Here is a 15,648-nt window from a genome sequence, read left to right as displayed (position 1 = left end):
GGATGCGCTGAGCTGACGTGGGAACGACTGGATGAGGGGGAACGTCAGGGGCGACAGTTCGCGGACGCGTTCCGGCAGAGGTCCACGTGCAGGCGCGCCACGAGCGCGAGGCGCTGTGGTGTGGTGGGCGCGGCTGCTTGCTTCATGCACACGACTTTAACACCAGCGCTTTGGGACACTCAAAGCCATACTTTGAGAGGTGGGAGCGGCCTCCCGCCCGTAGAACGCAAAGTGCCCCGGTTTCCGGTGTATTCGGAAGCCGGGGCGTGCGTGTGCGTGACGGACGTTACGAGGTCTGACCCTGGGCCCGTGCCGTGTCGTCGGCGGTGTCCTCCTGGCCGCGGCTGGCCTCCAGGTTGGCCTTCATGCGGGTGACGCGGCCGGCGACCTGCTCCGAGGCCCGGTCCCGCTCCTTGCGCAGCGCGACGTAGCTGATGGGGGCGGAGATCACCAGGGAGAGCAGGAGGATCCACATGCCGTTGGAGTCGCCGAGGCCGCGCGGGAACACTCCGGCGTAGACGAGCCCCCAGACGACCACGAGGCAGCCTGCGAAGATCCCGAGGCGCATCAGCGTGTAGCGGAGCATCTCAATCCACTCTTCCGTTTCTGGCACAAAGAGGCACTGTCCAGTGAAACATGCCGGACCGTCGATCTTGCACGGGGGTGGGGCAGGGGCGGCGGTCAGCCCAGGGGCAGCAGCATGAACACGTCGTCCCGGTCGTCGCCGGGGGCGACGCGGATCGCGCCGGGGACCCTGCCGACCTCCTTGTAGCCGCAGGACTCGTAGAACCGCTCCAGGCCGAGCCCGCCGCGGCAGGTGAGCCGTATCGCCTCGATGCCGTCGCAGGAGCGGGCGGCGTCCGCGGCGGCGGTCATCAGGTCCCGGCCGTAGCCGCGGCCCTGGTGGCGCGGGTGGACCATGACGGTGTAGAGCCACAGCCAGTGCCGCATCAGCCGGTGCGTGTTGAGGGCGAGGAAGGCGGTGGCGGCCACCCGCCCCTCCTCGTCGTGGCCGACGAGCAGACGGGTGCGCCCTTCGGCCATGCCCACCAGGTGCTTGACCAGCTCGGGACGGATGTCCTCCCGCGTCACGGGCGGCACGAAGCCCACGGAGCCGCCGGCGTTGGAGACGTCGGTCCACAGGTCGAGGACGCCGTCGCGGAGGTCGGGGGTGACGGCCGGATCGAAAGTGAAAGTAAGGGACACAGAGCCACTGTAGCTATTACCCAAGTGCCCGTGCGGCGATTTCGAGGTCTGAGACGAGTCCCCGGTAGGCCCCGTCCCGGTCGTCGGACCGCAGCACCGCCTGGGGGCACCTCCCGGCTCGAGCGAAGCCGAGAGCTGGGGGAGGGTGCACGGTCGGCACCAGCCGTTCCGGGCGCCCGTGGATCTCCTCCTCCAGCACCGTGCCGCGCACCTGCGTGACTCGGAACGACGAGCCGAGCAGCGCCTTGCCGGCCGTGGCACCGAGCACCACGACCGGCTCGGGCGCCACCCGGTCCAGCTCGGCCGCCGGCCAGGGACCGCAGGCGGTCGTTTCGCGCAGGGTGGGCGCCTTGTGGATACGGCGCTTGCCGGGTTCGGCCCGCGTGAACTTGAAGTGCTTGACGGCGTTGGTGACGTAGGCGTCCGCCGGGTCGATGCCGGCGTCCGTCAGCGCCCGGTCGAGGAGCTTGCCGGCGCCGAAGACGGTCTGGGTGGCGGCCCGGTGCAGGGCGGGGAGGCCGCCGCGCCGTGGAACGAAGGGTTCGGCAGTGTATGCGTCCTCGGTACCGGCCATGGGGGTACCCGCCGTGGACGGTTCGGATCCGATGCCGGGCGCGGGTGGTCTGTGGCTGGTCGCGCAGTTCCCCGCGCCCCTGGGTCGGGACGGTCCCGGCGCCTTGCAAGCAGGCGTGAGGACATGCCCTCAGGGGCGCGGGGAACTGCGCGAACGACCCCCACCGGTCCGCAGCCGGCGAACAAGCGAAACCGCCCGTGTCAGACCCGCATCGGCTGCGGCGACTCCCGACGCGCCGGGTCGGGCCCCTCGTACTCCCGGAGGATCTCGTAGCGCGTGTTCCGCTCCACCGGCCGGAACCCGGCGTCGCGGATGAGGTCCAGCAGGTCCTCGCGCGTCAGCTTGTTCGGCGTGCCGAAGTCGTCCGCGTCGTGGGTGATCTTGTACTCGACGACCGAGCCGTCCATGTCGTCCGCGCCGTGCTGGAGGGCCAGCTGGGCCGTCTGGACACCGTGCATGACCCAGAAGACCTTGACGTGCGGCACGTTGTCGAAGAGCAGGCGCGAGACCGCGAAGGTCTTCAGGGCCTCCGCGCCGGTCGCCATCTGCGTCCGCGCCTGGAGGCGGTTCCTGACCTTGCCGTCCTTCATGTCCACGAAGTCGTGCTGGTAGCGCAGCGGGATGAAGACCTGGAAGCCGCCCGTCTCGTCCTGCAGCTCACGCAGGCGCAGCACGTGGTCCACGCGGTGACGGGGCTCCTCGATGTGGCCGTAGAGCATGGTGCACGGGGTCTTCAGGCCCTTCTCGTGGGCCAGGCGGTGGATGCGGGACCAGTCCTCCCAGTGGGTGCGGTGGTCGACGATGTGCTGCCGCACCTCCCAGTCGAAGATCTCCGCGCCGCCGCCGGTGAGGGACTCCAGACCGGCGTCGATCAGCTCGTCGAGGATGTCGGAGGCGGACATCCCGGAAATGGTCTCGAAGTGGTGGATCTCGGTGGCCGTGAAGGCCTTGAGCGCGACGTCCGGCAGCGCGGCCTTCAGTTCGCGCAGCGAGCGCGGGTAGTAGCGCCACGGCAGGTTGGGGTGCAGGCCATTGACGATGTGCAGCTCGGTGAGGTTCTCGCCCTCCATCTGCTTGGCGAGCTTCACCGCCTCCTCGATGCGCATCGTGTACGCGTCCTTCTCCCCCGGCTTGCGCTGGAAGGAGCAGTACGCGCAGGAGGCGGTGCACACGTTGGTCATGTTGAGGTGGCGGTTGACGTTGAAGTGGACGACGTCGCCGTTCTTCCGCGTCCGCACCTCGTGCGCGAGGCCGCCGAGCCAGGCGAGATCGTCCGACTCGTACAGCGCGATGCCGTCCTCGCGGGTCAGCCGCTCACCGGAGCGGACCTTCTGCTCCAGCTCGCGCTTGAGCCCGGCGTCCATGCGATACCTCTTTCTGAGACAGACGGGACAACCGTACGCCCCGGTTACTGGACCTCTTCGGGCAGCTCGCCCACGCGGTTCTCCCACTTGGTGGAGAGAACGATGGTGGTACGGGTCCGGGACACGCCCTTGGTGCCCGACAGCCGGCGGATGATGCTCTCCAGTCCGTCGACGTCGGCCGCGCGCACCTTGAGCATGTAGGAGTCGTCGCCGGCGATGAACCAGCAGTCCTCGATCTCCCGCAGCTCCTTGAGGCGCTGGGCCACGTCCTCGTGGTCGGCGGCGTCGGAGAGCGAGACGCCGATCAGGGCGGTGACGCCGAGGCCGAGCGAGGCGGAGTCGACGGTGGCCCGGTAGCCGGTGATGACACCGGCCGCCTCCAGCCGGTTGATGCGGTCGGTGACGCTGGGTCCCGAGAGTCCGACGAGGCGCCCCAGCTCGGCGTAGGAGGCCCGGCCGTTCTCCCTCAGTGCCTGGATGAGCTGCCTGTCCACCGCGTCCATGCGATCGAAGCCTTCCACTGAAGAATTCTGAAGATGTGGGTAACAAACGTGTGGGGGGAGGTGGTGCTCAGGTGGTGGGGCGGGCCCCGCCGAGGTCGCCGCGCCAGCGGCGGTAGAGGTCGTGTCCGACGCCCGCCGCGTCGAGGACGCGTCCGGCGACGAAGTCCACCAGGTCCTGGATGTGCGTCGCCCCCGCGTAGAAGGCCGGGGAGGCCGGCACCACGCTCGCGCCGGCGTCGTCCAGGGTCACCAGGTGCCGCAGCGTCCGGCCGTCCAGCGGGGTCTCCCGTACGGCCACGACCAGCCTGCGGCGTTCCTTGAGCGTCACGCTCGCGGTGCGCTGGAGCAGGTCCTTGGACAGTCCGAGCGCGACGCCCGCGACGCAGGCCGTCGAGGCGGGCACGATCAGCATGCCCTTCGTCGGGTACGACCCCGAGGACGGCCCGGCCGCGAGGTCGCCCGCGCTCCAGTGCCGTACGCCGGAGACGTCCGGGTCGAAGGTGCCCGGCTTGCCGTCGGCGCCGCGGGCCAGCCACTCGCGCAGGTCCTGCTGCCAGTGGGCGTCGCGGAAGGAGATGCCGGTCTCGTCGAGCAGGGTGAGCCGCGAGGCCCGGCTGACCACCAGGTCGACGCTCTCGCCGGCGGCGAGCAGCGCACGCAGCACTGCGGCCGCGTACGGGGTGCCCGACGCCCCGGACACCCCCACGATCCAAGGCACGCGCTGCGATTTTCCTGGGTTCACATCTCGAGCCTATCCGGCCGCCCTCCGTGTGTGTCGGGCGGCCGGACAGCAATCCCCGCAAGTGCGGGGAGCACCTTGACCGTCAACCGGTTCATGGGCACAGCGCTCGGGCCATCCCCGCTGGTGCGGGGAGCAGAACCGATCGAGGTCCGCTCAACGCACGAGTCTTCGAGCGGGTGAACACGACGGTCTTGCCGACCTCGCCTGAAGGGGCTACAGCGTGAGCCCACGCCTCAGTAGATCGATCAGCGCGCACACGAAGAGGCTGATACCGATGAAACCGTTGACGCTGAAGAACGCCCTGTTGAGGCGGGTCAGGTCGGTGGGGCGGACGATGGTGTGCTCGTAGAGGAACGCGCCCGCGACGATCAGCAGGCCCAGCCAGAAGAAGACACCCGCGTCGGTGGCGAGCGCGTACCAGACGAGCAGGGCGGTGGTGACCGCGTGGCAGACGCGGGCGCCCCAGATGGCGGCGGGGATGCCGAAGCGGGCCGGGACGGACTTCACGCCGACCTGCCGGTCGGTCTCGACGTCCTGACAGGCGTAGATCAGGTCGAAGCCGCCGATCCAGATGCCGACCGCGAGGCCGAGGAGCACGGCCTCCCAGGACCACTCGCCGGTGATCGCGAGCCAGCCGCCGATCGGGCCCATGGCCTGCGCGAGACCGAGGATGGCCTGCGGGAAGTTGGTGAACCGCTTGCCGTACGGGTAGACCACCATGGGCACGACGGCCACCGGGGCGAGGGCCAGGCAGAGGGGGTTGAGCAGGGCCGCCGCGCCCAGGAAGACGACCAGGGCGACCAGCGCGCCGGTCCAGGCGTGCCGGACCGACATGGCACCGGTGACCAGCTCGCGGTGGGCGGTGCGGGGGTTCCGGGCGTCGATCTCGCGGTCGATGATCCGGTTGACCGCCATCGCGAAGGTGCGCAGGCCCACCATCGCGATCGTGACCAGGAGCAGCCGGCCCCAGTGGATGTTCTCGTCCCACAGGTACATCGCGGTGAGCGAGGCGATGTAGGCGAAGGGCAGCGCGAACACCGAGTGTTCGATCATCACCAGGCGCAGGAACGCCCTGGTGCGCCCCGGTTGCTGCGGCAGGGCGGCGGAAGCCGACGTCACAGTCCGTACTCCTTCCAGCGGCGGTCGACCTTCGCCGCCGTATCCGGGTCGGACAGCACCATGTCCGGCCAGCCCCCGTCGCGCGTGTACCCCTCCTCGGGCAGCTTCTTCGTCGCGTCGATGCCCGCCTTGCCGCCCCAGAACTGCTGGTAGGAGGCGTGGTCGAGGTGGTCGACCGGGCCCTCGACGACGGTGAGGTCACGGCCGTAGTCGGTGTTGCCGAGGGCCCGCCAGGCGACCTCGTGCAGGTCGTGGACGTCGCAGTCGGAGTCGACGACCACGATCAGCTTGGTCAGGGACATCATGTGAGCGCCCCAGATGGCGTGCATGACCTTCTGGGCGTGCTTCGGGTACTTCTTGTCGATCGAGACGATCGCGCAGTTGTGGAAGCCGCCCGCCTCGGGGAGGTGGTAGTCCACGATGTCCGGGACGATGATCTTGAGGAGCGGGAGGAAGAAGCGTTCGGTCGCCCTTCCCAGGGGCCCGTCCTCCGTCGGGGGCCGCCCGACCACGATCGACTGGAGCAGCGGACGCCTGCGCGTCGTCACGCAGTCGATCTTCAGGGCCGGGAAGGGCTCCTGCGGGGTGTAGAAGCCGGTGTGGTCGCCGAAGGGGCCCTCGGGGAGCATCTCGCCGGGCTCCAGCCAGCCTTCCAGGACCACCTCCGCGTGCGCGGGGACCTGGAGCGGGACCGTCTTGCAGTCGACCATCTCCATCCGCTTGCCCTGCAGGAACCCGGCGAAGAGGTACTCGTCGATGTCGCCGGGGAGCGGGGCCGTGGAGGCGTACGTGACGGCGGGCGGGCAGCCGAAGGCGATCGCGACGGGCAGGCGCTCGCCGCGGCGGGCGGCGACCTGGTAGTGGTTGCGGCTGTCCTTGTGGATCTGCCAGTGCATGCCGATGGTGCGCCGGTCGTGGCGCTGGAGCCGGTACAGGCCGAGATTGCGGATGCCCGTCTCCGGGTCCTTGGTGTGGGTCAGGCCCAGGTTGAAGAAGGAGCCGCCGTCGTCCGGCCAGGTGAAGAGCGCGGGGAGGCGGTCGAGGTCCACGTCGTCCCCGTGCAGGACGACCTCCTGGACGGGCGCGGTGCCCGGCTTCACCTTCTTCGGCGGCACGTGCGTCATCGTGCCGAGCTTCCCGAAGGCCTCGCGCATGCCGACGAAGCCCTGGGGCAGTTCGGGCTTGAGCAGCCCACCGATCTTGTCCGAGATGTCGGAGTACGACTTGAGGCCGAGGGCCTTGAGCAGCCGGCGGTCGGTGCCGAAGACGTTCATCGCGAGGGGCATGCCGGAGCCCTTCACGTTCTCGAAGAGCAACGCCGGGCCGCCTGCCTTGTTCACCCGGTCGACGATCTCCCCGACCTCCAGGTACGGGTCCACCTCGGCCTTGATGCGCTTGAGGTCGCCCTCGCGCTCCAGCGCCCTGAGCAGGGAGCGAAGATCGTCGTAAGCCATGCCGTCCAGTATCCCCGAGCGGCTACCCTGGCCCTGTACCTGGGGGCCATGACGCGTCCCCACCCCTAGCTTCCCGCTGGAGAGGCCCCATGCTCCGGGTGCTGATGTTCCTCGTCCCCCTGGCCCTGAGCGTCTACGCGTTCATCGACTGCATCAGCACGAAGGACGCCGACATCCGCCACATGCCCAAGCCGCTGTGGGCGATCCTCGTGCTGCTCTTCCCGCTGGTCGGCTCGATCTCGTGGATCATCGCCGGCAAGAAGCGGCAGCCCGCCGGCTCCTCGCCCTGGCAGGGCGGCGGCGGGCGGCGGCAGTGGGTGGCGCCGGACGACAACCCCGACTTCCTGAAGTCCCTGGACGACGACCGGGACGAGGACCCCAGGAGGGACTGAGGCTCCTCACGCGAGTGTTCTGATCCGGCCCGCCGTGAGCGCCCGGTCGAAGGCCCGTACGTCGCGGACGGCGCCCGGGAAGAAGTCGCGGGGCTCTCCGGCGAAGGAGGCCCGGCCGATGACGAAGGCGCCGGTGGCGGGGGCGGGGGCGGTGTCCTCGACGACGGCCTCCTGGACGCCGTCGACGTACAGGCGCAGCGTGCGGGCCGGGCCGTCGCAGACGCCGGTCAGGTGGGTCCAGACGTGCGCGGCGGGTGCGCTGCGGCCGACGGCGCGCAGGCCGGGGCGGGCGAAGGCCCAGCCGTGGTCCTCGCTGGAGTACTGGAGGTAGAAGCCGCTGGCGTCGGCGCTGTCCTGGCTGACGGCGGTGGCGAAGAGGTCCGGCACGAGGGAGAGGCGGACCCAGGCGGCGACGGTGAAGCTGCGGCCCGCGCCGGTCTCCAGCACCGGGCCGTCGGTCACGATCTGGCTGCCGGTGCCGTCGAAGAGGGCGCCTCCCCCGGCGTCCTGCCAGGCGACGCCGGTCGCGGTGCCGTCGTGGCCGCCCGCGGCGTCCCGCGCGATCCGGCCGGAGGCCTCGTCGAGGCGCCAGAGCCCGACCGGTCCCGGGGGCAACGGGGTCGCGGCGGAAGGGGAGGGCGAGGACTCGGGCGCGGAGTCGTCGGCCGTGTCCGGGCCGGCCGGGCGGTTGAGCCAGAAGCCGGTTCCGACACCGAGGGCGGCGAGCGCGCCCGCGCCGGAGAGCAGGAAGGCCCGCCGGCTGCGGCGGCCGTCGGTCCCGGCCGAGGTCGGGCGTACCTCCGACGGTGCGGGCGCCGGCGGGCGTGCGGGCCCGACCCTGGTCCGCGGAGGGGCCGCGGGCACGGCGGGCGGTGGGACGACCTGGGTGGGCACGGCGTCCGCGCGGGTCGGGCGGACGGCCGGCGTCCACTGCGGGGCGTGCGGCAGGGCCGTCGCGCTCTCACCGCCCAGCGGTCCGATGCGGGCGAGGATCTCGCGCGGGGCGGGACGGCGGGCCGGGTCCTTGGCGAGGCAGTCGGCGATCAGGGAACGCAGGGCGGGGTCGGTGACCGCGGCCATGTCGGGGGCGTTGTGCACGACGCGGTAGAGCAGCGCGGGCGTCGGTCCGGCGCCGAAGGGGTTGGCGCCGGTCGCCGCGAAGGCCAGCACGGCGCCCAGGCAGAACACGTCGCCGGCCCAGGTGACCTCGTCCCCGTTGACCTGCTCCGGGGACATGAAGCCCGGGGAGCCGGCCATGTGCCCGGTGCCGGTGAGGGAGTCGGCGTCGACGCTGCGGACGATGCCGAAGTCGATGACGCGCGGTCCGTCCTCGGCGAGCAGCACGTTGGACGGCTTGAGGTCGCGGTGGACGAGGTGCGCGGCGTGGATCGACACCAGTGCCTCGGCGAGCCCCGCGGCCAGCGTGAGCACCGCCTGCGCTTCGAACGGCCCGCGCTCGGCCACCGCCTGCTCCAGCGAGGGCCCGGCGATGTAGCTGGTGACCAGCCAGGGCAGGGGCGCGTCCGGGTCGGCGTCGACGACCGGGGCGGTGAAGGCGCCGCTGACCGCACGGGCCGCTTGGACCTCGCGCCGGAAGCGGTCGCGGAACTCCGGTCTGCGCAGCAGCTCGGCGTGCACCACCTTGACCGCGACGAGCCGCCCGCCCGGGGAACGGCCGAGGAAGACCCGGCCCATGCCGCCCACGCCCAGCCGGCCCAGCAGCCGGTACTCCCCGACGGAGCGCGGGTCGTCCGGCTCCAGCGCTGACACAGATCCCTCCCGGCATGCGGTTCTCGCCCCTGCGGGCGAATCCAGCATAGGGGGAGGTCAGCGGGCGACGTCGGCGAACTTCTCGGCGGCGGCCGGGGTGACCGGCGTGAAGAAGTTGACCAGGTTGCCGTCGGGGTCGCGCAGGAGGAGCGCCCGGTTGCCCCAGGGCATGGTCGTGGGCTCCTTGACGAAGTCCGCGACCCATCCGGTCAGGTTGCGGTGCACGGTGTCCACGTCCTCCACCAGGAACTCGACGATCACGCTGCGGTTGTCGGCGGGGTGGGCGGAGCCGGGGGCGAAGAGCGGCACGGTGCGGGTGCTGCCGATCGCGAGGGTGCCCGAGGGGCTGCGCAGTTCCGCGAAGTCCTCGGTGGCCCAGGTCGCGCGCAGTCCGGTGGCGCGCTCGTAGAAGCCGACGAGGCGGGCCACGTCGTCCGTGATGACGCGGATCGATACGAGGTTCATGGGTTCACTCCAGTTCGGCCGGTGCTGTCCTCCACACGCTAGGAGCGATACCGGTCACTTTCCGGCCGGTATCGGCGGCAGACTTGGGGGCATGTCCCGTCCCGTGTCCCGTGTGCTCACCCTGCTCGAACTGCTCCAGGCGGGCGGCGTGCGGACCGTGGCCGAACTCGCCGACCGGCTCGGCGTCGGCGAGCGCACGGTGCGCCGGTACGTCGACCACCTCGTCGACCTCGACGTCCCCGTGGAGTCGGTGCGCGGCCGCTACGGCGGCTACCGGCTCGCCCCCGGCCACCGCATGCCGCCGCTGATGCTGAGCGACGACGAGGCGCTGGCCGTCCTGCTGGGCCTGGTCGCCGGCCGGCGGACCGGGATCACGGCGGCGGCGGGCACGGCGGGCGAGACGGCGGCGGCCAAGGTCCGCCGGGTGCTGCCGGAACGGCTGCGCCGGCGTCTGGACGCGGTGCTCGACTCGCTCACCTTCACGACCGCCCCGGCCGGGTCCGCCGCCCCGGAGGCCGCAGTCCTGCTCCCGGTCGCGGACGCCGTGCGCCATCACCGGCCGCTGGCGATCCGCTACACCGGCGGGAGCGGCGGGAGCGGCGGGAGCGGCGGGAGCGGCGGGAGCGGCGGGAGCGGCGGGAGCGGCGAACGCACCGTGTACCCGTACGGGCTCGTCGCGCACGCCGGCCGGTGGTACGTGACGGGGAGGGACCTCTCGGTCGGGGCGGACCGGACGTTCCGCCTCGACCGCGTCCACGGCGCGCGGGTCCTGCCCGGCACCTTCGAACCGCCGCCGGGGCCCGGTCCGGCGGAGCGCGTGCTGGCGGCCCTGGCCACCGCGCCCTACCGGCACGAGGTCACGGTGCGGGTCCGGGGGACGGCCGAGGAAATCCGCGCCCGGCTGCCGCGCAGCGTGGCCGTCGTTGTCGCCGCGGCCGACGACGAGGGCCGCGGCGACAACGACGGCGACAGCGACAGCGACGGCGACAGCGACAGCGCGGAATGGTGCCGGGTCGAGATCCGGGCCGAGCGGCTCGACTGGCTGCCGGGCCTCCTCGCGTCGCTGGACCGCCCCTTCGTCGTCGAGCGGCCGGACGAGCTGCGCGGCCTCGTCGCGGACCTCGCGAGCCGGCTCATGGACGCGGCCCGGGGCACTCCACCGCCGCGCGGCTGACGGGGGAGGCCGGGTCACAGCCGGGCCGCGGCCAGCCAGACGGTGACCGCGGCGGTGACCAGGAGGGTGAGGTTGAGGGCGATCTGCCGGTCCCCGAGACGCAGGTGAACCCCGGTCGCGCCGATCTGCAGCACCACGAACCCGACGGCCGCGGCCGCGGCCGGCCAGGGCGCGACGCCGGGCCTGACCACGCACACCTTGGCGCCGAGCCGGTGGGCGCCCTGCTGCGCGCCGACGATCCGCTGGCCGACCGGGGGAGCCTGGCACCGGCCGAGCCGGCCGACCGCCGCTGGTTCCGCTTCCCGGAGGGCACGGACCCGCTGTGGCAGGCGTACCGGAACGGCGGGGAGCCGCGGCGGGACCGGTGGTGCGACGGTGCGGGAGTGTCAGCAGGTCGTGCTCTGGAACGGCACGGTCGGCATGACCCTCGCCGACCACGTGCCCGCGGAAGGGCTCACCGTGGTCCCGCTGACGGGCCTGCCGCCGAGCCCGGTGGTACCGGCCCGGCCCCGGACCGACCAGAACCCGCTGATCCGCTTGTTCGTCCGGCTCGCGGTCGCGGTGTACGACACTCGCTAGGTCCGCGTCCAGCGCTGGGACGCGGACTGGTCGCAAGCCTCGTTGCGCACGCCGGTGCCGCTCATCGCGCTGACGGTGACGCAGCCGCCGGTCCCGACGTTCTTGAGGGTGCCGCCGGACCCCACCCGCCACTCCTGCCCCGTGGTGCGGCCGCAGGGGAACGATAAGACCGGGTGCCCGATCGCAGCGGTGTAAATGCACTGGCCGGAAAGCCCGTTGACGATCCACACGGTGCCGTTCGGCCTGCTCCGGAAGGTCCAGGTGGCCGCGTCGCCCGTACAGTCGCCGTCGTACGGGGCGTCGGCGACGGCGGTGGTCAGACACCGACCGTTCTTGGCGTTCTTGAGCATGAAGACACCCGATCCGGCCGCGTCGCCGTCTCCGGAACCGGATCCAGATCCGGGTTCGGAGTCGGAACCGGAGTCGGAGCCCAGGCCAGCGCCGCTGCCGGCGCCAGCACCAGCACCTCCGTCATCGGAGGCACCGGAACCGGATTCGGAACCTGATCCGGAATCCGATCCTGCCCCACCGGCATCCGCATCCCCCTGCGAACCACCCGCGGCACCGCCCCCACCGGCCGGGGCGCCCCGTCGGTCGCCCTGCTCCCCGGGCGATCGGGAGGGTGACGCGGACTGGTCCGGCGTCGCCGTCCGCGAGGCCTTCCCGGGCCCGGCCGGGGACGCCACGGGCGCGCTCGACACCGGTGCGGACGACGACGGCGACGCGTCCGCACGGTCATCGGGGGCGAAGGTGTACGGCAGGAGTTGCACGGCGAGGGTCGCCCCGGCGGCCACCACGACCGGGACGACGGCGAAGAGAACGCGGTGCCGGCGCCGCCGGTCGGACCGGCCCGGATCCCGCCGCCCGACGACAGCGGACCCGGGATCGGGATCGCGCTCGGGTTCGGGCTCCGGGAGGTCCGCCCGCTCCGGCAGGTTCGTGACGAAGGCCGCCCGTTCGGTCAGCCGCTCGGTGAGGGCCTGCGGCCACAGCGGCGGCTCGTACGGCCCGTGCCGCTCGGCGGTCTCGAGCAGTTCGGCGGCGGTGGGGCGGCCCTCGTGGTCCTTGTCGAGGCAGGACGCGACCACCTCGGCCAGTTCCGGGTCCAGCTCCCGCAGCGGCCCGAGATCCGGCTCCTCGTGCACGATGCGGTACAGCACCGCGTGCCCGGACTCGTCACCGAAGGGCGGGCGCCCCGACGCCGCGTACGCCAGCACCGAGCCCAGCGCGAAGACGTCCACCGCTCCACTGGACGCCCGTCGCCCGGACGCCTGCTCCGGCGACATGTAGGCAGGCGTGCCCACCACCATGCCCGTCCTCGTCAGCCGGCTCTGCTCCGCGGCCCGGGCGACCCCGAAGTCGATGAGGGTCAGCCCCTCCAGTGTCAGCATCACGTTGGACGGCTTGAGATCGCGGTGCACCATGTCCAGCGCGTGCACCGCCGCCAGCCCCTCGGCGGCCTCCCGCAGCAGCAGCCACAGCGCACCGGCGGGCAGCGGGCCGCCGTGGACCTCCAGTGCCTCGGTCAGGGTGAGGCCGGGCACGTAGGCGGTGGCGAACCAGGGCGGGCGGGCCTCCCGGTCCCCGGCGAGCAGCGGGGCGGTCGCCTCCCCGGGTAAGCGGGCGAGGTTGTCCAGCTCGTGCCCGAAGCGGCGCAGGAAGTCCTCGTCCTCGGCGACGACCGAGGGCAGGAGTTGCTTGACGGCCGCGTACCGGCCCTCGTGGACGCCGAGATACACGCGGCCCATGCCGCCGGAGCCGAGGCGTCCGATCAGCGGGATCGACCCGATCCACCGCGGGTCCCCGTCCTTCAGCGGCTCCGCCCCGCTGCCGTCCAGCTCCAGCACGTCGACCCTGTCCCCCCGTTGTCCCGACGACCGGGACCCGCGGCCCGCCCGCTCCCCTCCGAAGTCCGGGCGGACTCGCGCGTCCCGCAGGGGACAGTCTGGGTCAGACGGACCTAGGATTGGAAGAAGGTTCTAGAAAATTATTCTAGAAAAGGGATGAAAGCATGCCTGCCCATGAGCCCCAAACAACACCGCGGTGAGGTCACCGCCGACCTCCTCCTGGACGCCGCCCTGCGCGTGTACGCGGACGCGGGGGAACAGGGGCTGACGGTCAGTGCCGTGACCAGGGCGAGCGGTGTCAGCCTGGGCAGCCTCTACCACCACTTCGGCAGCATCGACGGGCTCGTCAACGCGTTGCTGACGCGCTGGCTCGGCCGGCTGCTGGGCGAACTGGGCGACGCGGTGGGGAGTTCCCACGACGCGCGCACCGGCGTCCGCGCGCTGGTGTGCACCTACCTCGGCTTCGTTCGGGAGCATCCAGACGTGAGCCGACTCCTGCACTCCTCGCGAGCCGACCGGGTGGGCATGGAACAGAGCAGGGAACTCCGCGACGTCCAGGAGGCCCGGATGCCTCCGCTCACCTCCTGGGTGCTGCGGCACGTCGAGCGCGGCGAGATCGCACCGCTGTCCCCCGCCCTGCTGGAGTCCCTCCTCCTGGGCCCCGTCGTCGGCGTCAGCCGCCGCTGGCTGACCCTCGGGGACGTCGACCTGGACGAGGCCGCGCGCATCCTGCCGGAGCGGATCTGGCGGTCGATCGGCGCGGACGGGGCGTAGGGGGTGCGCGGGGCGGTGGGGCTTGTCCCCCGAGGGAGCTACGGGCAGGTGTCCGCCGCGGGGTGACGATCCGGGGCCGGTGGATCCATAGAGTCTTCATCAGTCGCCGAGCACCCGAGGCCGACCGAGAGAAATCCCCCCGACACCGCGTCCCTACCCCACCCTTGCCTGCTGGAGGCCCCCCATGTTCCGCACCTTCGCCAAGGCGATTGCCGCGATCGCCGTCGTCTGCGCCGTGGCCGGCGCGGGACTCGTCCTGAACGAGGAGTACGGCAAGGACGACTCCGGCGCGAAGGACAGCACCGCTTCCGCGGGAGCCTCCTTCACCGGCACGAAGAAGATCGACGTCGACGGCCACACCGTCAACGTCTCCTGCTCCGGCCACTCGGACGCGGACCAGCCGCTGGTGGTGCTGATGGCGGGCGGCGGCGAGGGCCTGGGCGACATGGCAGCCCTGCAGAAGTCCCTGAGCACGACGGACCGGGTGTGCTCCTACGACCGCCTCGGCGAGGGCGAGAGCGACAAGCCCGCCAAGGACGAACTGCAGACCATCACCGACACCAGCGTGCTGCTCACCAAGCTCCTCGACCACCTCGCGGGCGACCGCCCGGTCGTCCTGGCGGGGCATTCCCTGGACGGCCGCATCGCCGCCCGCTACACCCCGGACCACACCGACCGCGTCAAGGGCCTGGTCCTTCTGGACGCCACCGTCCCCCACCTCACCCGTGACATGAAGCGCACCATTCCCGCCGACGCCACCGGCACGTCCGCCCAGGTCCGGGACGGCGCGATCGCGGCCAACGCGGGCCAGAACCCGGAGCAGTTCGTCATCGCCGACGGACCGGTTCACTCGGCCGGCGACATCCCGGTCGAGATCCTCAAGCACGAGTCCCAGTACTCCGTCGTCCCCGAGTACGAGGCCGCCCTGGAGAAGATGTGGGCCGACGGCCAGCAGGAGTGGACGAAGCTGTCCACCGACAGCAAGGTCACCACGGCCAAGGGCACCGGCCACTACATCCACACCGACCGCCCCGACCTCGCGCTCACGGCCGTCCAGAGCGTCACCGCCCGCGTCGCCGACGCCCGCTAGCAGCCCCTCCCTCCACAGACCGGCCCTGGGCCGTGGCCTCCCCCGCCACAGCCCAGGGCCTCCGTCGGGTTCCGGAAGCCGAACCAGTGGTGGGGCTGCCGGACTCCGTCCTTGTTGAGGGGACCGAACCCGGGACAGACTCGACCGGCGGTCGGTTCCGCGGCGGGCGAGCGGCAGGGGGATGCCCGGGCGGGAGCGCGGCACGGGTTACCGCGTGTACGGGCCCGCGGACGTGCGGGACGCGCGGGTGGTGCGCGCGCTGCGCCGCAGTCACCACCTCTTCGAGCAGATCCGGCCCGTGCTGGAAGACCTGCGGCGCGCGGGGAGCAGCGAGGTGCTGCGGGCGGCGGTCGAGGCGCGCGGGCGGGCCCTCACCGCGCGGACGCGGGCGATGCTGGCGGGGGCGGGCGCCCTGCACGCGTATCTGGAGTGACGGGCGAGGCGTGAAGGGTGCACGGGGGAAAGGTGAAGGGCGGCCGGGCGGTGGGGGCGTATCGGCGTTCGAGAGGCCATCCGTTCCGTTGAACAGTGTCGACACACCCGGTGCGCGGTCGCGGAGACGGCATTCCCTTGGTCGGGTCTGTACATCTGCGAA

16 protein-coding genes and 3 pseudogenes are annotated in these 15,648 nt (G+C 72.1%); 6 read left to right on the top strand and 13 right to left on the bottom strand.

The annotated features are described in order from the left end of the window. Positions 1-44: 44 nt before the first annotated feature. The 9 genes from AB0P07_RS00460 to AB0P07_RS00420 form a co-directional block, all read right to left on the bottom strand. Entirely contained in the window at positions 45-146 is a 102-nt protein-coding gene (locus tag AB0P07_RS00460) for a putative leader peptide (RefSeq protein WP_315978814.1), read from the bottom strand. A gap of 140 nt (positions 147-286) precedes the next feature. Beyond that, complete coding sequence (locus AB0P07_RS00455; protein WP_125629338.1) at positions 287-586, bottom strand: DUF4229 domain-containing protein; 300 nt, start codon at positions 584-586, stop codon at positions 287-289. 95 nt (positions 587-681) lie between these two features. Beyond that, positions 682-1,206, bottom strand: a complete 525-nt coding sequence (locus tag AB0P07_RS00450; protein ID WP_102929594.1) for a GNAT family N-acetyltransferase — start codon at positions 1,204-1,206, stop codon at positions 682-684. Positions 1,207-1,222: 16 nt separating this feature from the next. After that, entirely contained in the window at positions 1,223-1,780 is a 558-nt protein-coding gene (locus AB0P07_RS00445) for a uracil-DNA glycosylase family protein (RefSeq protein WP_365543059.1), read from the bottom strand. A 200-nt stretch (positions 1,781-1,980) separates the two neighbouring features. Then, positions 1,981-3,144 carry an aminofutalosine synthase MqnE gene (gene mqnE, locus AB0P07_RS00440; RefSeq protein ID WP_125629340.1) on the bottom strand — a complete coding sequence of 388 codons (1,164 nt, stop codon included), beginning with the start codon at positions 3,142-3,144 and terminating at the stop codon, positions 1,981-1,983. A 44-nt stretch (positions 3,145-3,188) separates the two neighbouring features. Beyond that, on the bottom strand, positions 3,189-3,647 hold the full coding sequence (locus AB0P07_RS00435) for an Lrp/AsnC family transcriptional regulator (RefSeq protein WP_003974456.1): 459 nt from the start codon (positions 3,645-3,647) through the stop codon (positions 3,189-3,191). A gap of 67 nt (positions 3,648-3,714) precedes the next feature. Beyond that, a complete protein-coding gene (locus AB0P07_RS00430; RefSeq protein ID WP_365543056.1) occupies positions 3,715-4,365 on the bottom strand; it encodes a UbiX family flavin prenyltransferase in 651 nt (216 codons plus the stop codon). A gap of 237 nt (positions 4,366-4,602) precedes the next feature. Next, positions 4,603-5,508, bottom strand: coding sequence for a menaquinone biosynthesis prenyltransferase MqnP (gene mqnP, locus AB0P07_RS00425; RefSeq protein WP_365543053.1), 906 nt, complete (start codon positions 5,506-5,508; stop codon positions 4,603-4,605). Next, positions 5,505-6,962: a menaquinone biosynthesis decarboxylase gene (locus AB0P07_RS00420; protein WP_365543050.1), complete on the bottom strand. Its 1,458-nt coding sequence runs from the start codon at positions 6,960-6,962 to the stop codon at positions 5,505-5,507. Before AB0P07_RS00420 ends, mqnP begins: the two co-directional genes overlap by 4 nt. An 89-nt stretch (positions 6,963-7,051) precedes the next feature. Here AB0P07_RS00420 and AB0P07_RS00415 point away from each other — a divergent pair, with 89 nt between their 5' ends. Beyond that, positions 7,052-7,354, top strand: coding sequence for a PLD nuclease N-terminal domain-containing protein (locus AB0P07_RS00415; protein ID WP_365543048.1), 303 nt, complete (start codon positions 7,052-7,054; stop codon positions 7,352-7,354). 6 nt (positions 7,355-7,360) lie between these two features. On the opposite strand, the gene AB0P07_RS00410 is transcribed toward AB0P07_RS00415, so the two are convergent. Beyond that, positions 7,361-9,124 (bottom strand): LamG-like jellyroll fold domain-containing protein, encoded by a 1,764-nt coding sequence (locus AB0P07_RS00410; RefSeq protein ID WP_365543046.1) that lies wholly within the window; start codon positions 9,122-9,124, stop codon positions 7,361-7,363. Between the two features lie 57 nt (positions 9,125-9,181). Continuing rightward, positions 9,182-9,589, bottom strand: coding sequence for a VOC family protein (locus AB0P07_RS00405; RefSeq protein WP_365543043.1), 408 nt, complete (start codon positions 9,587-9,589; stop codon positions 9,182-9,184). A 91-nt stretch (positions 9,590-9,680) separates the two neighbouring features. On the opposite strand from AB0P07_RS00405, the gene AB0P07_RS00400 reads away from it, so the two are divergent. Next, entirely contained in the window at positions 9,681-10,763 is a 1,083-nt protein-coding gene (locus AB0P07_RS00400) for a WYL domain-containing protein (protein ID WP_365543040.1), read from the top strand. Positions 10,764-10,777: 14 nt separating this feature from the next. On the opposite strand, the pseudogene AB0P07_RS00395 reads toward AB0P07_RS00400, so the two are convergent. Continuing rightward, positions 10,778-10,972 (bottom strand): annotated as a pseudogene (locus tag AB0P07_RS00395) (DoxX family protein); the annotation flags it as partial. Here AB0P07_RS00395 and AB0P07_RS00390 point away from each other — a divergent pair. Continuing rightward, a pseudogene (locus tag AB0P07_RS00390) lies at positions 10,967-11,342 on the top strand (LysR substrate-binding domain-containing protein); the annotation flags it as partial. The pseudogenes AB0P07_RS00395 and AB0P07_RS00390 sit on opposite strands and share 6 nt — an antisense overlap. Here the strand turns inward: AB0P07_RS00390 and AB0P07_RS00385 are convergent. After that, on the bottom strand, positions 11,339-13,189 hold the full coding sequence (locus AB0P07_RS00385; protein ID WP_365543037.1) for a protein kinase: 1,851 nt from the start codon (positions 13,187-13,189) through the stop codon (positions 11,339-11,341). The pseudogene AB0P07_RS00390 and the gene AB0P07_RS00385 overlap by 4 nt on opposite strands. Positions 13,190-13,363: 174 nt before the next feature. Between AB0P07_RS00385 and AB0P07_RS00380 the strand changes: the two genes are divergently transcribed. The 3 genes and pseudogenes from AB0P07_RS00380 to AB0P07_RS00370 all read left to right on the top strand — a co-directional run. Continuing rightward, positions 13,364-13,963 carry a TetR/AcrR family transcriptional regulator gene (locus AB0P07_RS00380; RefSeq protein WP_365543034.1) on the top strand — a complete coding sequence of 200 codons (600 nt, stop codon included), beginning with the start codon at positions 13,364-13,366 and terminating at the stop codon, positions 13,961-13,963. Positions 13,964-14,147: 184 nt separating this feature from the next. After that, positions 14,148-15,053 carry an alpha/beta hydrolase gene (locus tag AB0P07_RS00375; protein ID WP_365543032.1) on the top strand — a complete coding sequence of 302 codons (906 nt, stop codon included), beginning with the start codon at positions 14,148-14,150 and terminating at the stop codon, positions 15,051-15,053. A 166-nt stretch (positions 15,054-15,219) separates the two neighbouring features. Continuing rightward, positions 15,220-15,486, top strand: a pseudogene (locus AB0P07_RS00370) (MerR family transcriptional regulator); the annotation flags it as partial. Positions 15,487-15,648 lie beyond the last annotated feature (162 nt).

It is taken from the genome of Streptomyces sp. NPDC085944 (genome assembly GCF_040686295.1).
Classification (GTDB): domain Bacteria; phylum Actinomycetota; class Actinomycetes; order Streptomycetales; family Streptomycetaceae; genus Streptomyces; species Streptomyces salinarius.
The sequence above is the reverse complement of the archived record's forward strand: the minus strand, read 5'-3'. Positions and strand labels throughout refer to the sequence as shown.

Coding starts and splice junctions, on each gene's coding strand:
- AB0P07_RS00435 (WP_003974456.1), bottom strand. CDS start 3,647: ATGGACGCGGTGGACAGGCAGCTCATCCAGGCACTGAGGGAGAACGGC.
- AB0P07_RS00375 (WP_365543032.1), top strand. CDS start 14,148: ATGTTCCGCACCTTCGCCAAGGCGATTGCCGCGATCGCCGTCGTCTGC.
- AB0P07_RS00445 (WP_365543059.1), bottom strand. CDS start 1,780: ATGGCCGGTACCGAGGACGCATACACTGCCGAACCCTTCGTTCCACGG.
- AB0P07_RS00455 (WP_125629338.1), bottom strand. CDS start 586: ATGCTCCGCTACACGCTGATGCGCCTCGGGATCTTCGCAGGCTGCCTC.
- AB0P07_RS00405 (WP_365543043.1), bottom strand. CDS start 9,589: ATGAACCTCGTATCGATCCGCGTCATCACGGACGACGTGGCCCGCCTC.
- AB0P07_RS00380 (WP_365543034.1), top strand. CDS start 13,364: ATGAGCCCCAAACAACACCGCGGTGAGGTCACCGCCGACCTCCTCCTG.
- mqnE (WP_125629340.1), bottom strand. CDS start 3,144: ATGGACGCCGGGCTCAAGCGCGAGCTGGAGCAGAAGGTCCGCTCCGGT.
- AB0P07_RS00400 (WP_365543040.1), top strand. CDS start 9,681: ATGTCCCGTCCCGTGTCCCGTGTGCTCACCCTGCTCGAACTGCTCCAG.
- AB0P07_RS00460 (WP_315978814.1), bottom strand. CDS start 146: ATGAAGCAAGCAGCCGCGCCCACCACACCACAGCGCCTCGCGCTCGTG.
- AB0P07_RS00420 (WP_365543050.1), bottom strand. CDS start 6,962: ATGGCTTACGACGATCTTCGCTCCCTGCTCAGGGCGCTGGAGCGCGAG.
- AB0P07_RS00415 (WP_365543048.1), top strand. CDS start 7,052: ATGCTCCGGGTGCTGATGTTCCTCGTCCCCCTGGCCCTGAGCGTCTAC.